Below are 13316 nucleotides of genomic sequence, written 5' to 3'. Positions count from 1 at the left end.
AGCAATAAACATCATTGTTAAAAATCGTTAAATAAGTGTTAAATAATCACGAAAAAGATTGGAAAGAAAGTCTTTATGTAGTAGATTTGCTCCAGTCTTGTACAAAATAGAAGACGGCACTTATATAGTTGTAATTAAAGCGAACAAATGAACACAAAAAAAATGTTAGCGGGAATGCTCTTGATAGGCGCATGTCTTATATCCCAAGCACAAACATCTAAAAAAAATGCCTCAGCTGATCCTGATAACCTAGCTAAAGAATATTTCTCACAAATCATGGGCGTTGCCAACAATGCGATGACGAATACCAAACTTTATCAGTTTGTATACGAATGGCTTGGCACACCTTACCGCTTAGGTGGTGATTCTAAGAACGGTATTGACTGTTCAAAATTCTCCTTGGCTGTCTACGAGAATGTATTCAATACAACCATTGGCTACAACAGCCGAAATCAATATGCGAATGTAAAGCAGGTTAACAAGAAAGATTTGCAACCGGGTGATTTGGTTTTCTTCAAAATCCGTAGTCGCCAAATCACACACGTAGGTGTTTATCTTGGGGATGATAAATTTGCTCACGCTGCATCCAGCAGAGGCGTAATGATTAGTGACTTGAACGAAGCTTACTGGAAACGCTACTATTATAATGGCGGTCGTCCATTTGAGGAAAGTAGCAGAACCATGACGGCAAATAGCGGTCTTGACAACGAAGACAAAAATCTCAACTAAGGTTAAGAAATTTATAAATCTAATAAAAGGTTCCGATTTAAGTCATCGGAACCTTTTATTCTTTATATAAGATTTTGTATTTTTACGCAGCACATAAACACAAGAAGATGCCTCATAAAAGAACACTTATATTAGACAAGAATCAAATTCATCAGAAATCTGTTCGCATTGCTTATCAGATATTAGAGGACAATTTTGAGGAAGCATCCATGGTTTTAGTGGGAATTGCAGACAGAGGCTATGTGTTTGCAAAACGTCTCCAAAAAATCTTACAGGAGATTGCACCCGATAAGAGTTTCGAACTCATAAAAGTAACAATTGAAAAGACCAAACGAAGCTTAGAGGCGTCAACTGATTTACCAATAGAAACAGCGAAAGACAAAGTCATCATTCTGGTTGATGATGTATTGAATAGCGGACGTACTTTGGCTTATGGTTTGGGGATGTTCCTGAACATTCCGTTAAAGAAAATGCGTACAGCGGTACTTATTGACCGATCACATCACCAATTCCCATTATACAGTGATTATTATGGATTGAAGCTATCTACGATCCTCAAAGAGCATGTGGAAGTAGAACTAGAAGAGTTTGATAAAAAAGAAGATGCGGCTTGGTTATCCTAAGCCGCATCTTTCTTTTTCTATGCTTTTTTCCTAATCTTAAGTTTCTGACCAACCTTCAGGTTTGTACTTCGCATTCCGTTGTCCGACTTAATCTGCGACACTGTACTGCCCTTATGTTTCGCGGCAATACCGGATAGTGTGTCCCCTTTCCGCACGGTATAGTTTACATAAGCTGTACGGGTGCTCGAAGTTTTAGGTTGCTGTTTCTTACTATTCGTCGAGACCAACTGCGTTGGTTCTTTTTTTACGATTAAGGTTCTCCCAACAACAGTGCTACGGGCGGTCAAACCGTTCCAAGCACGAAGATTTTGCACGCTGACCCCAAACTTGCGGGAAACAGATGCCAGCGTTTCTCCACGTTTCACTTTATATCGGTCAGTTGCGGCCAAGGCCTGCCCTTCTCCTGCCATAGGCAGCTTGTCCATCGGCAATTGGTTATGCAATGCGGCATACAGCAGGCTATCATTTAACTGTGGGGTCTGGGGCAACAACAACCTTTTTGGATTTTCCGAACTTGCGCTTACTACAAGACGCTTATAGGCCGGATTAAATTTCCGTATGGTTTCCACTGGCAGATCCACTGCCGCAGCAATCTGTCTCAAGTCTACTGGTCGATCCAACATTATCGGATTTGCTTCCCAAGCCAGTTCGGTTTGCCCCACGCCTATTCCATACTCTTCGGCGTGCTTCATCGCATAGGTCATCGCAATAAACTTGGGGATATAGTTTCGGGTTTCCTGTGGCAAGTAGGGTGAAAGTTCCCAGAAAGTAGGATTATGCAGCCCTGAACGTTGAATCGCTCTACGCACAGCGCCTCGGCCACAATTATAAGAGGCTAAAGCCAGCAACCAATCGTTGAACTCGTCGTAGGCATCCAAAAAATAGCGACTCGCCGCACGACTTGCTGCATAAGGATCTTTGCGCTCGTCCACTTCACCATCCATTGTCAAATTATAAATCTTGGCTGTAGGGTACATAAACTGCCAAAGACCAACGGCTCCCGAACGGGATACCAAATGTGGATCCAAAGAAGATTCAACCACAGAAATATATTTGATTTCCTCTGGTAGATTGTTTTCCGCCAAGATTTGCTCGTAAATAGGGAAATAATGTTGGGACATGCCACGCAGCTTACTCATGTAGGGGTTGTAATTACGCGAAATGTATTTATCGATATACGAACGAATCTGTTCGTTATACCCCAAAGGGATATTACGCTGTATCTTACGGATACGATCGGCAATAAGAGAGTCTTCAGCCGAATATATATCTGTAACGTAACTAAGTTTTTTCAAGGAATCCAGTCCTTGCAGGAGTACCTGTTTTTGTACAGATATGGATTCCAGAAGCTGTAATTCGAAATCTTCCGAATCAGAATAGGCTATATCCTGAGCGTATGTCTTCGGTGAAAGAACGGACAGACATAAAGCTAACGCCCACAAATGACGCTTCTTCATATATTGTTGTTTTTATAAAAGCTAAAGAGTTCCAAACCCTCGTGGCGAAACTCTTTAACTCTTCTTTACAATGTGCAATAGTTAGTTTTGATTGCTATTGTTGGATACATTGGTTGTTGTATTGGTGGTAGGCTCGTCCTGTTTAGGCTCTTCACGCTGACCATCTTTAAATTCTTTCACACCACGGCCTAAACCACGCATAAGTTCCGGAATTTTTTTTCCGCCAAACAACAACAATACAAGAACAACGATAATGATAATCTCTTGTGTCCCGATAAATAATAATCCCGATGTGTACATAATCTTCAATTCTTAACGCCATTCCATGTAGGCGTATCACAAATATATAATTTTATTCTTTAAATCCTTGTAACTAATTTGCTAACCAGGAGGTTGGGTTCATCGCTGTTTGCCCTTGGAACACTCCAAAACTCACCACCGAGAAGCCCAAGTCGGGGTCTTCACTGGCTACACCAACTTGTTGACCACGAGCGATTTTCTGCCCTTTCCGAACGGATACACTCTTCATATCTGAATAGGAGGTAAAATACTCCCCATGTCGGATGACAACCATCGAATTGCCCCAAACCTGCACCACCTCCCCATCGAATACAGCTTTCACGGCTGCATTATTGGACGTGCGCATCGTGACCTGGATATTATCTATCCCTACGTTGCGCTCTACTTTTTCAAAGCCAAAGTTTGTCACTATATTACCTTGTGCAACTGGCCAAGGCAATCGCCCTCTGTTCGATTTGAAGTCAGCAGATAGCTTCGCTGCCTCTGGGGTAGAACGCAAGATTTCGCTATCTGATTTACGCGGTGTTTTCTTCTCTACTTCCTCAACGGTTTTACCGGTGCGCTTTGCCTCTGCCTGAGCCTCACGACGCAATCTTTCTTCTTCCGCTTTCCGCGCATCTTCAATTTCCTTACGGATAGCTGCCTGCATCGCTGCGTTGACTCGCTTTTTCTCTTGCTGTTTTTGTGTCAACTGACCACGGAAACTGGATTCTTCTTTCTTCAACTGACTAAGCTCTTTCGCATGTACAGCACGATCTTTAGCGATGATGTCCCGTTCGGATTGTTGCTCTTTCAGCAAGGTATTCTGACGAGCCTTATCACGCTCCAGCTGTGCAATTTTAAGCTCGATTTGTTTCTTGGTTTCTTCAATTTCGGAGGCTTTTACTTTTCGAGCGTCGTTGAACTGCTGTAAGTATTTCACCCGCTTAAAAGCTTGGTTAAAGTCTTTGGAAGCGAAGATAAACATCATCTTATTATAGCCGTTTTTATTGCGGAACGCAAAGAGGATCATTTTCTCATAATCCTTGCGCATCTTCTCCAATTCGGCTTTAAGCTCATTGACGGCTTTGGTATTCGATTGAATATTGTTGTTGATGATGCGAAGCTCGGCATTGATGGTATTGATTTTATCCTCGCGCAGGTTCAATTGGCGACTCAAAGCCGTTACTTCTTTTTGTGAAAGGAGCTTTTCCTGGGTTTTGGCACTCAAGACTTTCGTTAATTCTGAAATCTCCTGGTCTATCTTCTCCAGACGTTTTTTCAGCTCAGCACTGCTCTGCGCAGATACTATACCTAATCCCAATAAACTTATACAAAAGAAGCTAAATAGTAATTTCTTAAAATCCATGAACCGTTTTTTTCTGTGCTCGGTCTTATATCAAAGCCTACAAAAATAAAAATATACGTTGCACTAAAGCAATTAATTTCACCTTTTTTATGTGATAATCATCAATTTATTACCTTATACCGACCTGATACTGAAAAAGGCATCTCAATCTCTTCATTGAAAGCAACCCGATTGTAAGACAACTGGGCTTTCATTACAAAGCCATCACCTGTAATATTTAACGTTAATCCTTGTGGAAAATTGTAACCGTTGGTCTTGGTATAATCTTGATAATAGGCTTCCAAGCCCTGCCCTGCTCCCACTTCCTGCAATGAAAAGACAAAAGGCCTATTTTCTTTGTTGATACGGTATTGATAAGCCAATTCATCCTTCAAACCAACAACGATGAATTCATCGGTAGCACTTGCCACTTGAACTTGATCGGTGCGAAGTAACCGGGAGGACACATTAGCCAATAAAAGATCCTGCAAGGTAGCAAATGTTACGCCTTTATTGGTGTAATGATAGATGTAATTAAATGGCTTAACGATATATTCACCTTGAAGTTTATTCAATATTTTGACACTATCGGGTGTAATCATCACACGAGCAACCTCTACGCCCAATATAGCCGTCACCGAGATCCAAATAGCCTTATCACGCTGCACACGCACATTCGCGGTCACATCATGTGATTCTTTGTTCATCTGCACCCTTGTTTTTGCCCGGCCCGAAAAGGTATGGAAATCGAGATTGTTCAGTTCGAAACTTTTGATAGTGGCATTGCTGACATCAGTTGTTTCTACCGGTTTACCTGTTTTCGGCACAGCAATCTTCTTCGTCTTACAGGACGCGAAAAATAACAGCCCGATCAATCCCAAATAGATATATTTATTCCACATAACTCTTCTTTGTAATTTTCTCTTTTAATTTCTCCACATCAAGATCACTTCCTTCTTTCAATGCTAATGCCTTTTCCCACTGTCTTACGGCTTCTTTTGACTGATTATTCTTATATAGGATGTCTCCATAATGGTCGTACAGAACAGCCGATGGCTCAGAACCTGCCAGTGCTTTCTGTATCCATTTTAATGCTTCGCTATAGTCGCCCTTCTTGAACAATATCCATGCATAGGTATCCTGAAAAGTACCAGAGTTCGGATCCAACTCATTGGAGAGACGAGAATATTTCTCCGCGACATCCAACTTTTCATTACGCTCAGCCAAATAATACGCATAATTATTCATCGCTGTAGCATTTGTACTGTCCAACTTGATTGCTTCTTCATAGGCTACATCCGACACATCACTCATGGAAAGTTTATGGTACAGATCACCCAAACCTGCATAAATCAAGGACTGTAAAAACGCATTTTCCTCACCGCTGTTATCCAACGCCGCTTCCAACATCTTGCGGGAATTATCGGTATCATCTTTCACCATATATGAAAGCCCTGTGAAATACAACAACATCGCATTATTAGGATTCACCGACAAAGCTTCCTGTCCATGCTGTATGGCAGCATCCACCTCATTAAGTCCCAGTTCTACATTCATCAACATGCGCCAAGCATCTACATGGTTCGGATTAATCCCTACTGCAGTCAAGAAAAGAGAGCGTGCTTCCTGAAGGTTGCCTCTACGCCACAACACATCCCCTTTCGCCACATGGCTGTCGGCAATTCGAGGATGACGCAGTACCATCATATTCGCTAGTTCCTGCATCTGATCCAGAGTGATATTGGATTTTCCGCCCAAGATGGTAAACATCACACGGTGTTTATCACCATAGTTGACTTCGTGCGACTCAAAGGCCTTCAATAGTGCATCGAAAGCCTGTTTATCTTTTTTACTCGCAGTATAAGCATCTGCCAAGTCAAAGTGCAACAGTGGGTCTTTACTCACTTGCAGACCTTTTTCCAGAATCTGTGTAGCTTTCTTTATGTTCTTTTGCTGCGTATAGATATAACCCAAACTACTATATACCTGACGTACCGGAGATTGCTTGGCTACCCAAGGGGTCAACAATTGTTCTGCTTCGGGAAGTTGCTCCAAGTCTAACAGGATTTCGGCTTTGATGACATCCAGCGTATCGGATACACCAAATTTTTCTTTCGTCAGTTCGTAGGCCCGCAATGCCTCATCCGATTGCTTGTTGGCATGCAGCATCATGATTTTCTCACGATAAAGCACGATATTATCGCTATGCTTGGCAATGCTTTCGTCCAGCAATCCGAGTGCGGCAGGGAGATTATTGCTTCCTTTGTACAGTTCTAGTAGATAATTGGCATATAGCAGATTGGACGGCTCACTTTCCACCGCCAATATAGCAGATGCTATAGCCAGTTCATAATTACGCAGTTGGCCAAACATCAGCGCCTTCGCATAGTGGGCTTCTGCTGCGTTAGGGTATTCACGGATAATCTCATCCAAGGTTTCGATTGCTCCTGACACATTACCTTGCCGCAATCTATTCTCTACCAATGCCAACTGGGCTTTGTAAGGTTTGTCCTCAGCTGTTTGTGCAATAGCTTGTTCTACTCCTATCCATCCCAGCATCAACAAACCCAAACAAACTATTCTTATATATTTCTTCATGAACATTCTTCGCATCTTATAAAGATGACAAAAAAAAGCAAAAGTTTAGTGATTCTATCTTAAAATAGGTTAAAATTTGGAGTTGTATCATATTAAATACCAAGCCTAAGCGCACGGCCTCATGGATATAACAAGTACTTTTTCCGCATTTCTTTATATTGACTCAAACCTGGCTCCCAACTTTTCCGAATTTCTTCTTCCGAAACACCGTCAATAATCTGTTGACGGAACAGACCATTTCCGATCTGAATTTCAATATTATTCATTTGGTTGCTGAACTTGGATTCAAAAAATTTTTCCTTGTGAGGATGTGCTTTATACAGCTCCATAATCCATTGAATGTTGATTTTTCCGCTTTTACGCAATTCCTCTGTATCATAATTGCGTAGGTCAAGCCCATAACAAACCTCATCCATAAAAATAGGTGTTTCGGCCATCCCCTTGATGGAGGTAGGCGTAAACGAAAACGAATATTTACCTTTAAGTTCCGGGCTACCCAATACTGTAAATGGGTATTGCGTCCCTCGACCATGGTTGATATAAACGCCTTCAAACATACAGGTGGATGGATACAGCAGAATAGCTTGCTGCGTATTGAGATTAGGTGATGGTTTCACAGGAAGCGTATAAGGCATATCGTGATTATAGTTGGCAACTGGAATAATTTTCAGCTTACATCGGGCTTGATTAGAAAGCCAACCCTCCCCATTTGCCATTTGCGCAAATTCGCCAACAGTCAATCCATGCGACATGGGTAGCGGAAACATCCCGATACCTGACTTATATTTCATATCCAAAATTGGCCCGTCAATCAAATAGCCATTCGGATTCGGACGATCAAGAATCAGCATTTCCTTGTCACTGTCTACGCAGGCTTCCATTAATCGCACTAAGGCATTGATATTGGTATAAAACCGAACGCCCACATCTTGCAAATCGTACAGCATAATATCCACATCAGCCATATCTGCTTTCGTAGGTTTGTTTTTCTTCCCATACAAGGAAATAATCTGAATACCGGTTGCAAGGTCTTTCTCATCCCCTACATGCTCTCCGGCACTTACATTTCCACGAAAACCATGTTCTGGACCAAACACTTTTACGATATTAACTCCAAGTGCTTGCAGGCTATCGACCAAATGTCTGTTTCCGATAATTGTCGTCGGATTAGCCATTACAGCTACTCGCTTTCCTTTCAAATAAGGCACATAGTTTTCGGTTTGATCAGCACCGGTACGTATTTCGGTTTCGAGAGATTGGGCATTACTACTGCTTGCACCAAGCAACAAAATAAAACAGAATAACCAAATATTTCTAGTCTTTAAGTTCATGATTATTGGAATTTAAACAACACTAAGAGCCTGTTTAAAAATAAAATTCATACGTCATTTCGATGAGGGACGAGGAGAAATCTATGGATAAGCTTCTCCTCACAGCTTCAAAACGCAGATTATCACGTCGCTAACGCTCCTCATAATGACGCGTTTTGGGCTTTTGTAGAAATTTAAACAGGCTCTAAAAACAAATATAATGATTCGGCTTAAAAAATACCTTTTAAAAACAAAAGCCTGTCCGATCTTCGAACAGGCTTTGTTATCATATTGCGTGATATAGAGTCTCAATACTCAATACGCACTACTCAATACTATTAATTACGCTCCTAATTGTACGCGTTTGAATGCTGTAACAGTCAACCCTTTAGAAACTGAATCCAAGAACTGAGCGATGCTTTTCGAAGAATCTTTTACGAATTCTTGGTTCAGCAACGTCGTATCTTTGAAGAATTTATTCAATTTACCTTGAGCAATTTTCTCTGCCATTTCAGCAGGTTTACCTTCAGCAATGATTTGCTCTTTTGCAATAGCAATTTCGCGATCAATCGTGTTTTGGTCAACACCATCTTTGTCGATAGCTATAGGGCTCATCGCAGCAATTTGCATAGCTACATCTTTACCTGCCTCTTCAACGCCAGCCGCATCAGCTGAAAGACCTACCAATACACCCAAACGGTAGTTACCGTGGATATAAGCTACAACTTTCTCTGCAGTGATTGACTCGTATTTAGATACGTCGATTTTTTCACCGATAACACCTGTTTGCTCGATCAATGCTTCAGCGATAACTTTACCGTCTACAGTCAAAGCTTTCAATTCTTCCAAAGAAGCCGGGCTGTTTTGCAAAGCTACGTCAGCAATTTTCTCAGCGAATGCTACGAAATCAGCGTTTTTAGCTACGAAGTCTGTTTCACAGTTTACTTCAACAACGATACCTGATTTGCCATCAGCAGTTGCTTTAGCAATGATTACACCTTCGTTAGAGTCACGGTCTTGACGGCTTGCTGCTACTTTAGCGCCTTTTTTACGCAAGTAATCTACAGCAGCTTCGAAATCACCATTGGATTCTACCAAAGCTTTTTTACAATCCATCATACCAGCGCCAGTTTGCTGACGCAATTTGTTTACATCTGATGCAGAAATTTGTACTGACATGTTTATTTCTTTTTTTAATGTTTTACCAATTGAAAGCTCAACAAGATTACGAAATCCTTTATTAAGCCTGTGTTAAATAACAAAAAACCGGACAAACATGCGCTGATTCTCGAGAGCCAAAGCTTCAAAAAACGAACACTTGTTTATCCGGCTTATTAGGGAATATTATTCTCCGTCTTTCGCTTTGCGAGGGCGTTTAGCTTCTTCAGCATCACCGTTGTCGATAGCTGCTTTAGCTGCCGCTGCTTCTTTCTCAGCGTCCTCTTCTTTGTCGCGTTTACGCTCGTCCAAACCTTCTTGGATAGCTTTTCCAATGATACCTGCAATTAGGCTGATGGATTTGCTTGCGTCATCGTTTGCCGGGATAGGGAAATCGATGTTAGAAGGGTCAGAGTTTGTATCGACCATAGCAAAAGTAGGGATACTCAGTTTCAATGCTTCAGCCACCGCGATGTGCTCTTTTTTCACATCGATAATGAACAAAGCAGCTGGCAAACGGTTCAAGTCAGCGATACCTCCTAAAAGGTTTTCTAACTTGATACGCTCACGCTGAATCATCAACTTCTCTTTTTTAGACAATACATCGTATGTACCATCTTTTTGCATTTTATCGATGTTAGACATCTTTTTGATAGACTTACGCACTGTTGCAAAGTTTGTAAGCATACCACCTAACCATCTTTCTGTAACGAAAGGCATGTTCACTTCTTTCGCTTGTTGAGCGATGATTTCTTTCGCTTGTTTTTTCGTAGCTACGAATAATACTTTACGACCAGATTTAACGATTTGTTTGATAGCTGAAGCAGCTTCTTCTAATTTCGTTAAAGTTTTGTTCAAGTCGATAATGTGGATACCGTTGCGTTCCATGAAAATGTACTTAGCCATTTTCGGATCCCACTTACGAGTAAGGTGACCAAAGTGAACACCTGCATCCAATAATTCTTGATATGTTGCTCTTGCCATTTTTTGATCCTCCTTTGATTAACGTTTACTGAATTGGAATCTTCTACGTGCTTTGCGACGTCCTGGTTTCTTACGCTCAACCATACGGTCATCACGAGTCATTAAACCTTTCGCGCGTAAAGCTGGTTTTGCTTCTGGGTCAAGCTCTACTAACGCTTTAGCAATTGCTAAACGTACTGCTTCGGCTTGTCCTTTGACACCACCACCATTCACGTTAACTTTCACATCAAAATTTCCAGCAACACCTGCTACTTCAAGAGATTGAGTAACGATATATTGCAATGGCAATGTTGGGAAATATTCTTTATAGTCTTTACCGTTTACGGTAATGTTTCCGCTACCAGCAGTTAAGTAAATGCGGGCAACAGCTGTTTTTCTTCTTCCTGAAGTATTCGTTGTTGACATTTTAGCTCTCCTTAAAATTTAACTGGTTTTGGATTCTGTGCCTCATGTTTGTGCTCAGTTCCGGCATAAACATAAAGGTTTTTGAACAATTGACGACCTAAACGGTTTTTAGGTAACATCCCGCGAACGGCTTTTTCAATGATGCGCTCTGGGTGTTTCGCCATTAATTCTTTTGGAGAAATAAAACGTTGACCACCTGGATAACCTGTGTAACGAACGTAAACTTTGTCGCCCAATTTGTTTCCAGTCAACTTAATTTTGTCTGCGTTGATAACAATCACGTTATCTCCACAGTCTACGTGTGGGGTGAACGTAGGCTTGTGCTTACCACGAATTACTTTCGCAATTTCGCTTGCCAAGCGCCCCAAAATCTCTCCTTCAGCGTCAACAACGATCCACTCTTTGTTAACGGTGTTCTTGTTGGCAGAGACAGTTTTGTAACTTAACGTATTCACTTGCTTTTATTTAATTAATTAATAAACTATTATCCCCTCTTGTAATCCCTACAATAAGGTCTGCAAAAGTAGAACAATTATTTGGAATATGAAAATGGTTTTTGTTTTTTTCTTTTTCAGGGATTAGATTTTAACTGAGCATTTTCAATAGAAAATCCACCAACTCTTTTACCAATCGAAATATTAATATAATCATATTGCAAATATCCCCCATACGATTGGCTTCCACCACAACCTGTGGTTATATTTGAAAAAAGTTATGTGATTACAATTCCCCTTGGCTTACCCAATTGCTAATAAACAGACCATATAAGATAAAGAGGATAGCTAAGACAATCATTGCGTATCTTTAATATCTTGATTTTAGTCGTCATGGCCCCTACCAACAGGCAAATGACGATGATAATATCTATGATTCCCATATTTGGTTATATTTTATTCCAATTAATTTAAGCTTGTAGTAGTATCTTTAGGAAAAACCCTAATCTTCAAAAAATCATATCCTACATTATAAATTGCAACAGCTAATATGCTCGCAATAATATCATTCCACTAATTTTAAGGTTTTCCCCAACTTTTCTGCAAGCCCAGATTGAACCGACGGAATATGAAATTCGTCCAGATTCTCCCAGTATTTCTGGCTGTATCTACTTTTCTCAGGCGTTTTATAGATACTTCTGATCAATTCTTTTTCAAAGGTTTTATATTCTTCCAGACTGATAAATGAACGTTCAAGTACATAAAACTCGTTTAATCCCTCATACGGCACATGCCCCAGTTCCTTTTTACGTTTAATACTGCCCACAAGATTCTGATAGGTACTCTGTAAATCAGCGTAGGAAACAGCGGCTACATTGCTTGAAGAATAACGTTCAACATGTACTTCATTCTTTATAAGTGCTTCCAGTCTAAAAATCTTCTCTTTTTTTACTGTATCAGGTAGAACCAAATCTATATACATCTGCAGGCCATCCTCCTTTCTCGTGGTAATATGCCCTACCTCTATACCGTCTTTAAGTAATCTAGAGCGATACCTTTCCTGGTCTTCCACTTGATAGCTCATCAATCGCTTTGGCAAAGCATCCACATGTAGTTCTGCCACCCGAGCTATTTGAAAAAAAGGTCCCATTTTAGCATCATAATCTTGCACAACATTAGAATCTCGAAACACCCGATAGTCCAACAGACGATACTTAGGTTTACCTTTTCCAACCGGAATATAAAATTCCATCAATCCATCTGCGAAATATTTGTGTTGCAGGTCAAAGGTTTCCAACGACCTAAAATAACCTTTCAGGACTATGATTTCCTTTGGCTTTGCCTGTATGATGATGTCTTCAATACTATTCGTACGAGGATTGAGCATATAGACCTGCTCTCCATGAAGATCCTTCAGGTTGTAAGTTGCATCTTCATAGGAAATGTGCTGTACTGTAATTGACAATGGAAGCGTCTGGTACTTCTCCGTGCCTGCGAGAAAACGTAATACGCCGTCCTTATCCGTAAAACCGATTAAAGTCCCTTTCTCGTGATAGATATTTAATGCCGGGACAGAAAGCTGTGTTTCGTCATCAACAAAACGGATTTGAGCAAACCCAACCTTAAAACCAAACAGAAAAATCAAAAATATTTTACTTCTCCAACCTAACATGAACCTACAATTTTTACTGTACCTACAAATAAATCCAAAAAGAATGCTTGTGTACCAGTATTGGGACATCAACCCTTAACTTTAAGCAAAAATATTATTAAATATGGAAATTAACCGGCAAACAATAAATCGATAAATTCCAAAACTAATTATAACTACCTTTTCCCCAATTTTTTCTTTTTTTGATAAAATCCCAAATAACATGGGATATTGTTATAAATTCACCAGGAAAAACACGGACTTTTAGTATAAAAATCGCAAAGAATACATTCAAAATTCGCATTTACTTTTATCTGAGATTTTCTTCGACATAGCTTTA

Annotated in this window: 13 protein-coding genes; 2 read left to right on the top strand and 11 right to left on the bottom strand. The window is 40.4% G+C overall.

Annotated elements, in window-relative coordinates; translation table 11 throughout:
- Window positions 1-147: 147 nt before the first annotated feature.
- Window positions 148-729 carry a C40 family peptidase gene (locus BM375_RS09450; RefSeq protein ID WP_093365556.1) on the top strand — a complete coding sequence of 194 codons (582 nt, stop codon included), beginning with the start codon at window positions 148-150 and terminating at the stop codon, window positions 727-729.
- Between the two features lie 107 nt (window positions 730-836).
- A complete protein-coding gene (locus BM375_RS09445) occupies window positions 837-1352 on the top strand; it encodes a phosphoribosyltransferase family protein (RefSeq protein ID WP_093365555.1) in 516 nt (171 codons plus the stop codon).
- Between the two features lie 17 nt (window positions 1353-1369).
- On the opposite strand, the gene BM375_RS09440 is transcribed toward BM375_RS09445, so the two are convergent.
- The 11 genes from BM375_RS09440 to BM375_RS09390 all read right to left on the bottom strand — a co-directional run bounded on the left by BM375_RS09440 (window position 1370) and on the right by BM375_RS09390 (window position 12997).
- Entirely contained in the window at window positions 1370-2809 is a 1440-nt protein-coding gene (locus BM375_RS09440) for a lytic transglycosylase domain-containing protein (protein ID WP_093365553.1), read from the bottom strand.
- Window positions 2810-2890: 81 nt separating this feature from the next.
- Window positions 2891-3109: a twin-arginine translocase TatA/TatE family subunit gene (locus tag BM375_RS09435; protein WP_093365552.1), complete on the bottom strand. Its 219-nt coding sequence runs from the start codon at window positions 3107-3109 to the stop codon at window positions 2891-2893.
- A gap of 73 nt (window positions 3110-3182) precedes the next feature.
- Window positions 3183-4457, bottom strand: a complete 1275-nt coding sequence (locus BM375_RS09430; RefSeq protein ID WP_093365550.1) for a murein hydrolase activator EnvC family protein — start codon at window positions 4455-4457, stop codon at window positions 3183-3185.
- 101 nt (window positions 4458-4558) lie between these two features.
- On the bottom strand, window positions 4559-5338 hold the full coding sequence (locus tag BM375_RS09425; protein WP_093365549.1) for a lipoprotein insertase outer membrane protein LolB1: 780 nt from the start codon (window positions 5336-5338) through the stop codon (window positions 4559-4561).
- Entirely contained in the window at window positions 5328-7034 is a 1707-nt protein-coding gene (locus tag BM375_RS09420; RefSeq protein ID WP_244525862.1) for a tetratricopeptide repeat protein, read from the bottom strand. The genes BM375_RS09425 and BM375_RS09420 overlap by 11 nt, the downstream gene beginning before the upstream one ends.
- A gap of 119 nt (window positions 7035-7153) precedes the next feature.
- Complete coding sequence (locus BM375_RS09415) at window positions 7154-8365, bottom strand: exo-beta-N-acetylmuramidase NamZ family protein (protein ID WP_093365545.1); 1212 nt, start codon at window positions 8363-8365, stop codon at window positions 7154-7156.
- Window positions 8366-8686: 321 nt separating this feature from the next.
- Window positions 8687-9523 (bottom strand): translation elongation factor Ts, encoded by an 837-nt coding sequence (gene tsf / locus BM375_RS09410; RefSeq protein ID WP_093365543.1) that lies wholly within the window; start codon window positions 9521-9523, stop codon window positions 8687-8689.
- A 165-nt stretch (window positions 9524-9688) separates the two neighbouring features.
- Window positions 9689-10486 carry a 30S ribosomal protein S2 gene (rpsB, locus tag BM375_RS09405; protein WP_093365541.1) on the bottom strand — a complete coding sequence of 266 codons (798 nt, stop codon included), beginning with the start codon at window positions 10484-10486 and terminating at the stop codon, window positions 9689-9691.
- An 18-nt stretch (window positions 10487-10504) separates the two neighbouring features.
- Complete coding sequence (gene rpsI / locus BM375_RS09400) at window positions 10505-10891, bottom strand: 30S ribosomal protein S9 (RefSeq protein ID WP_093365539.1); 387 nt, start codon at window positions 10889-10891, stop codon at window positions 10505-10507.
- Between the two features lie 11 nt (window positions 10892-10902).
- Window positions 10903-11346, bottom strand: a complete 444-nt coding sequence (gene rplM, locus BM375_RS09395) for a 50S ribosomal protein L13 (protein ID WP_093365537.1) — start codon at window positions 11344-11346, stop codon at window positions 10903-10905.
- Between the two features lie 544 nt (window positions 11347-11890).
- A complete protein-coding gene (locus tag BM375_RS09390) occupies window positions 11891-12997 on the bottom strand; it encodes a hypothetical protein (RefSeq protein WP_093365535.1) in 1107 nt (368 codons plus the stop codon).
- Window positions 12998-13316 lie beyond the last annotated feature (319 nt).

The organism is Sphingobacterium wenxiniae (genome assembly GCF_900116225.1).
Taxonomy (GTDB): Bacteria; Bacteroidota; Bacteroidia; order Sphingobacteriales; family Sphingobacteriaceae; genus Sphingobacterium; species Sphingobacterium wenxiniae.
Note: the sequence above shows the minus strand (reverse complement) of the source record. Positions and strands in the feature narration are given on the sequence as shown.

What these genes read in the sequence shown, in the direction of transcription:
- BM375_RS09450 (WP_093365556.1), top strand. Translation starts at nt 148, where the DNA reads ATGAACACAAAAAAAATGTTAGCGGGAATGCTCTTGATAGGCGCATGT.
- BM375_RS09445 (WP_093365555.1), top strand. Translation starts at nt 837, where the DNA reads ATGCCTCATAAAAGAACACTTATATTAGACAAGAATCAAATTCATCAG.
- BM375_RS09440 (WP_093365553.1), bottom strand. Translation starts at nt 2,809, where the DNA reads ATGAAGAAGCGTCATTTGTGGGCGTTAGCTTTATGTCTGTCCGTTCTT.
- BM375_RS09435 (WP_093365552.1), bottom strand. Translation starts at nt 3,109, where the DNA reads ATGTACACATCGGGATTATTATTTATCGGGACACAAGAGATTATCATT.
- BM375_RS09430 (WP_093365550.1), bottom strand. Translation starts at nt 4,457, where the DNA reads ATGGATTTTAAGAAATTACTATTTAGCTTCTTTTGTATAAGTTTATTG.
- BM375_RS09425 (WP_093365549.1), bottom strand. Translation starts at nt 5,338, where the DNA reads ATGTGGAATAAATATATCTATTTGGGATTGATCGGGCTGTTATTTTTC.
- BM375_RS09420 (WP_244525862.1), bottom strand. Translation starts at nt 7,034, where the DNA reads ATGAAGAAATATATAAGAATAGTTTGTTTGGGTTTGTTGATGCTGGGA.
- BM375_RS09415 (WP_093365545.1), bottom strand. Translation starts at nt 8,365, where the DNA reads ATGAACTTAAAGACTAGAAATATTTGGTTATTCTGTTTTATTTTGTTG.
- tsf (WP_093365543.1), bottom strand. Translation starts at nt 9,523, where the DNA reads ATGTCAGTACAAATTTCTGCATCAGATGTAAACAAATTGCGTCAGCAA.
- rpsB (WP_093365541.1), bottom strand. Translation starts at nt 10,486, where the DNA reads ATGGCAAGAGCAACATATCAAGAATTATTGGATGCAGGTGTTCACTTT.
- rpsI (WP_093365539.1), bottom strand. Translation starts at nt 10,891, where the DNA reads ATGTCAACAACGAATACTTCAGGAAGAAGAAAAACAGCTGTTGCCCGC.
- BM375_RS09390 (WP_093365535.1), bottom strand. Translation starts at nt 12,997, where the DNA reads ATGTTAGGTTGGAGAAGTAAAATATTTTTGATTTTTCTGTTTGGTTTT.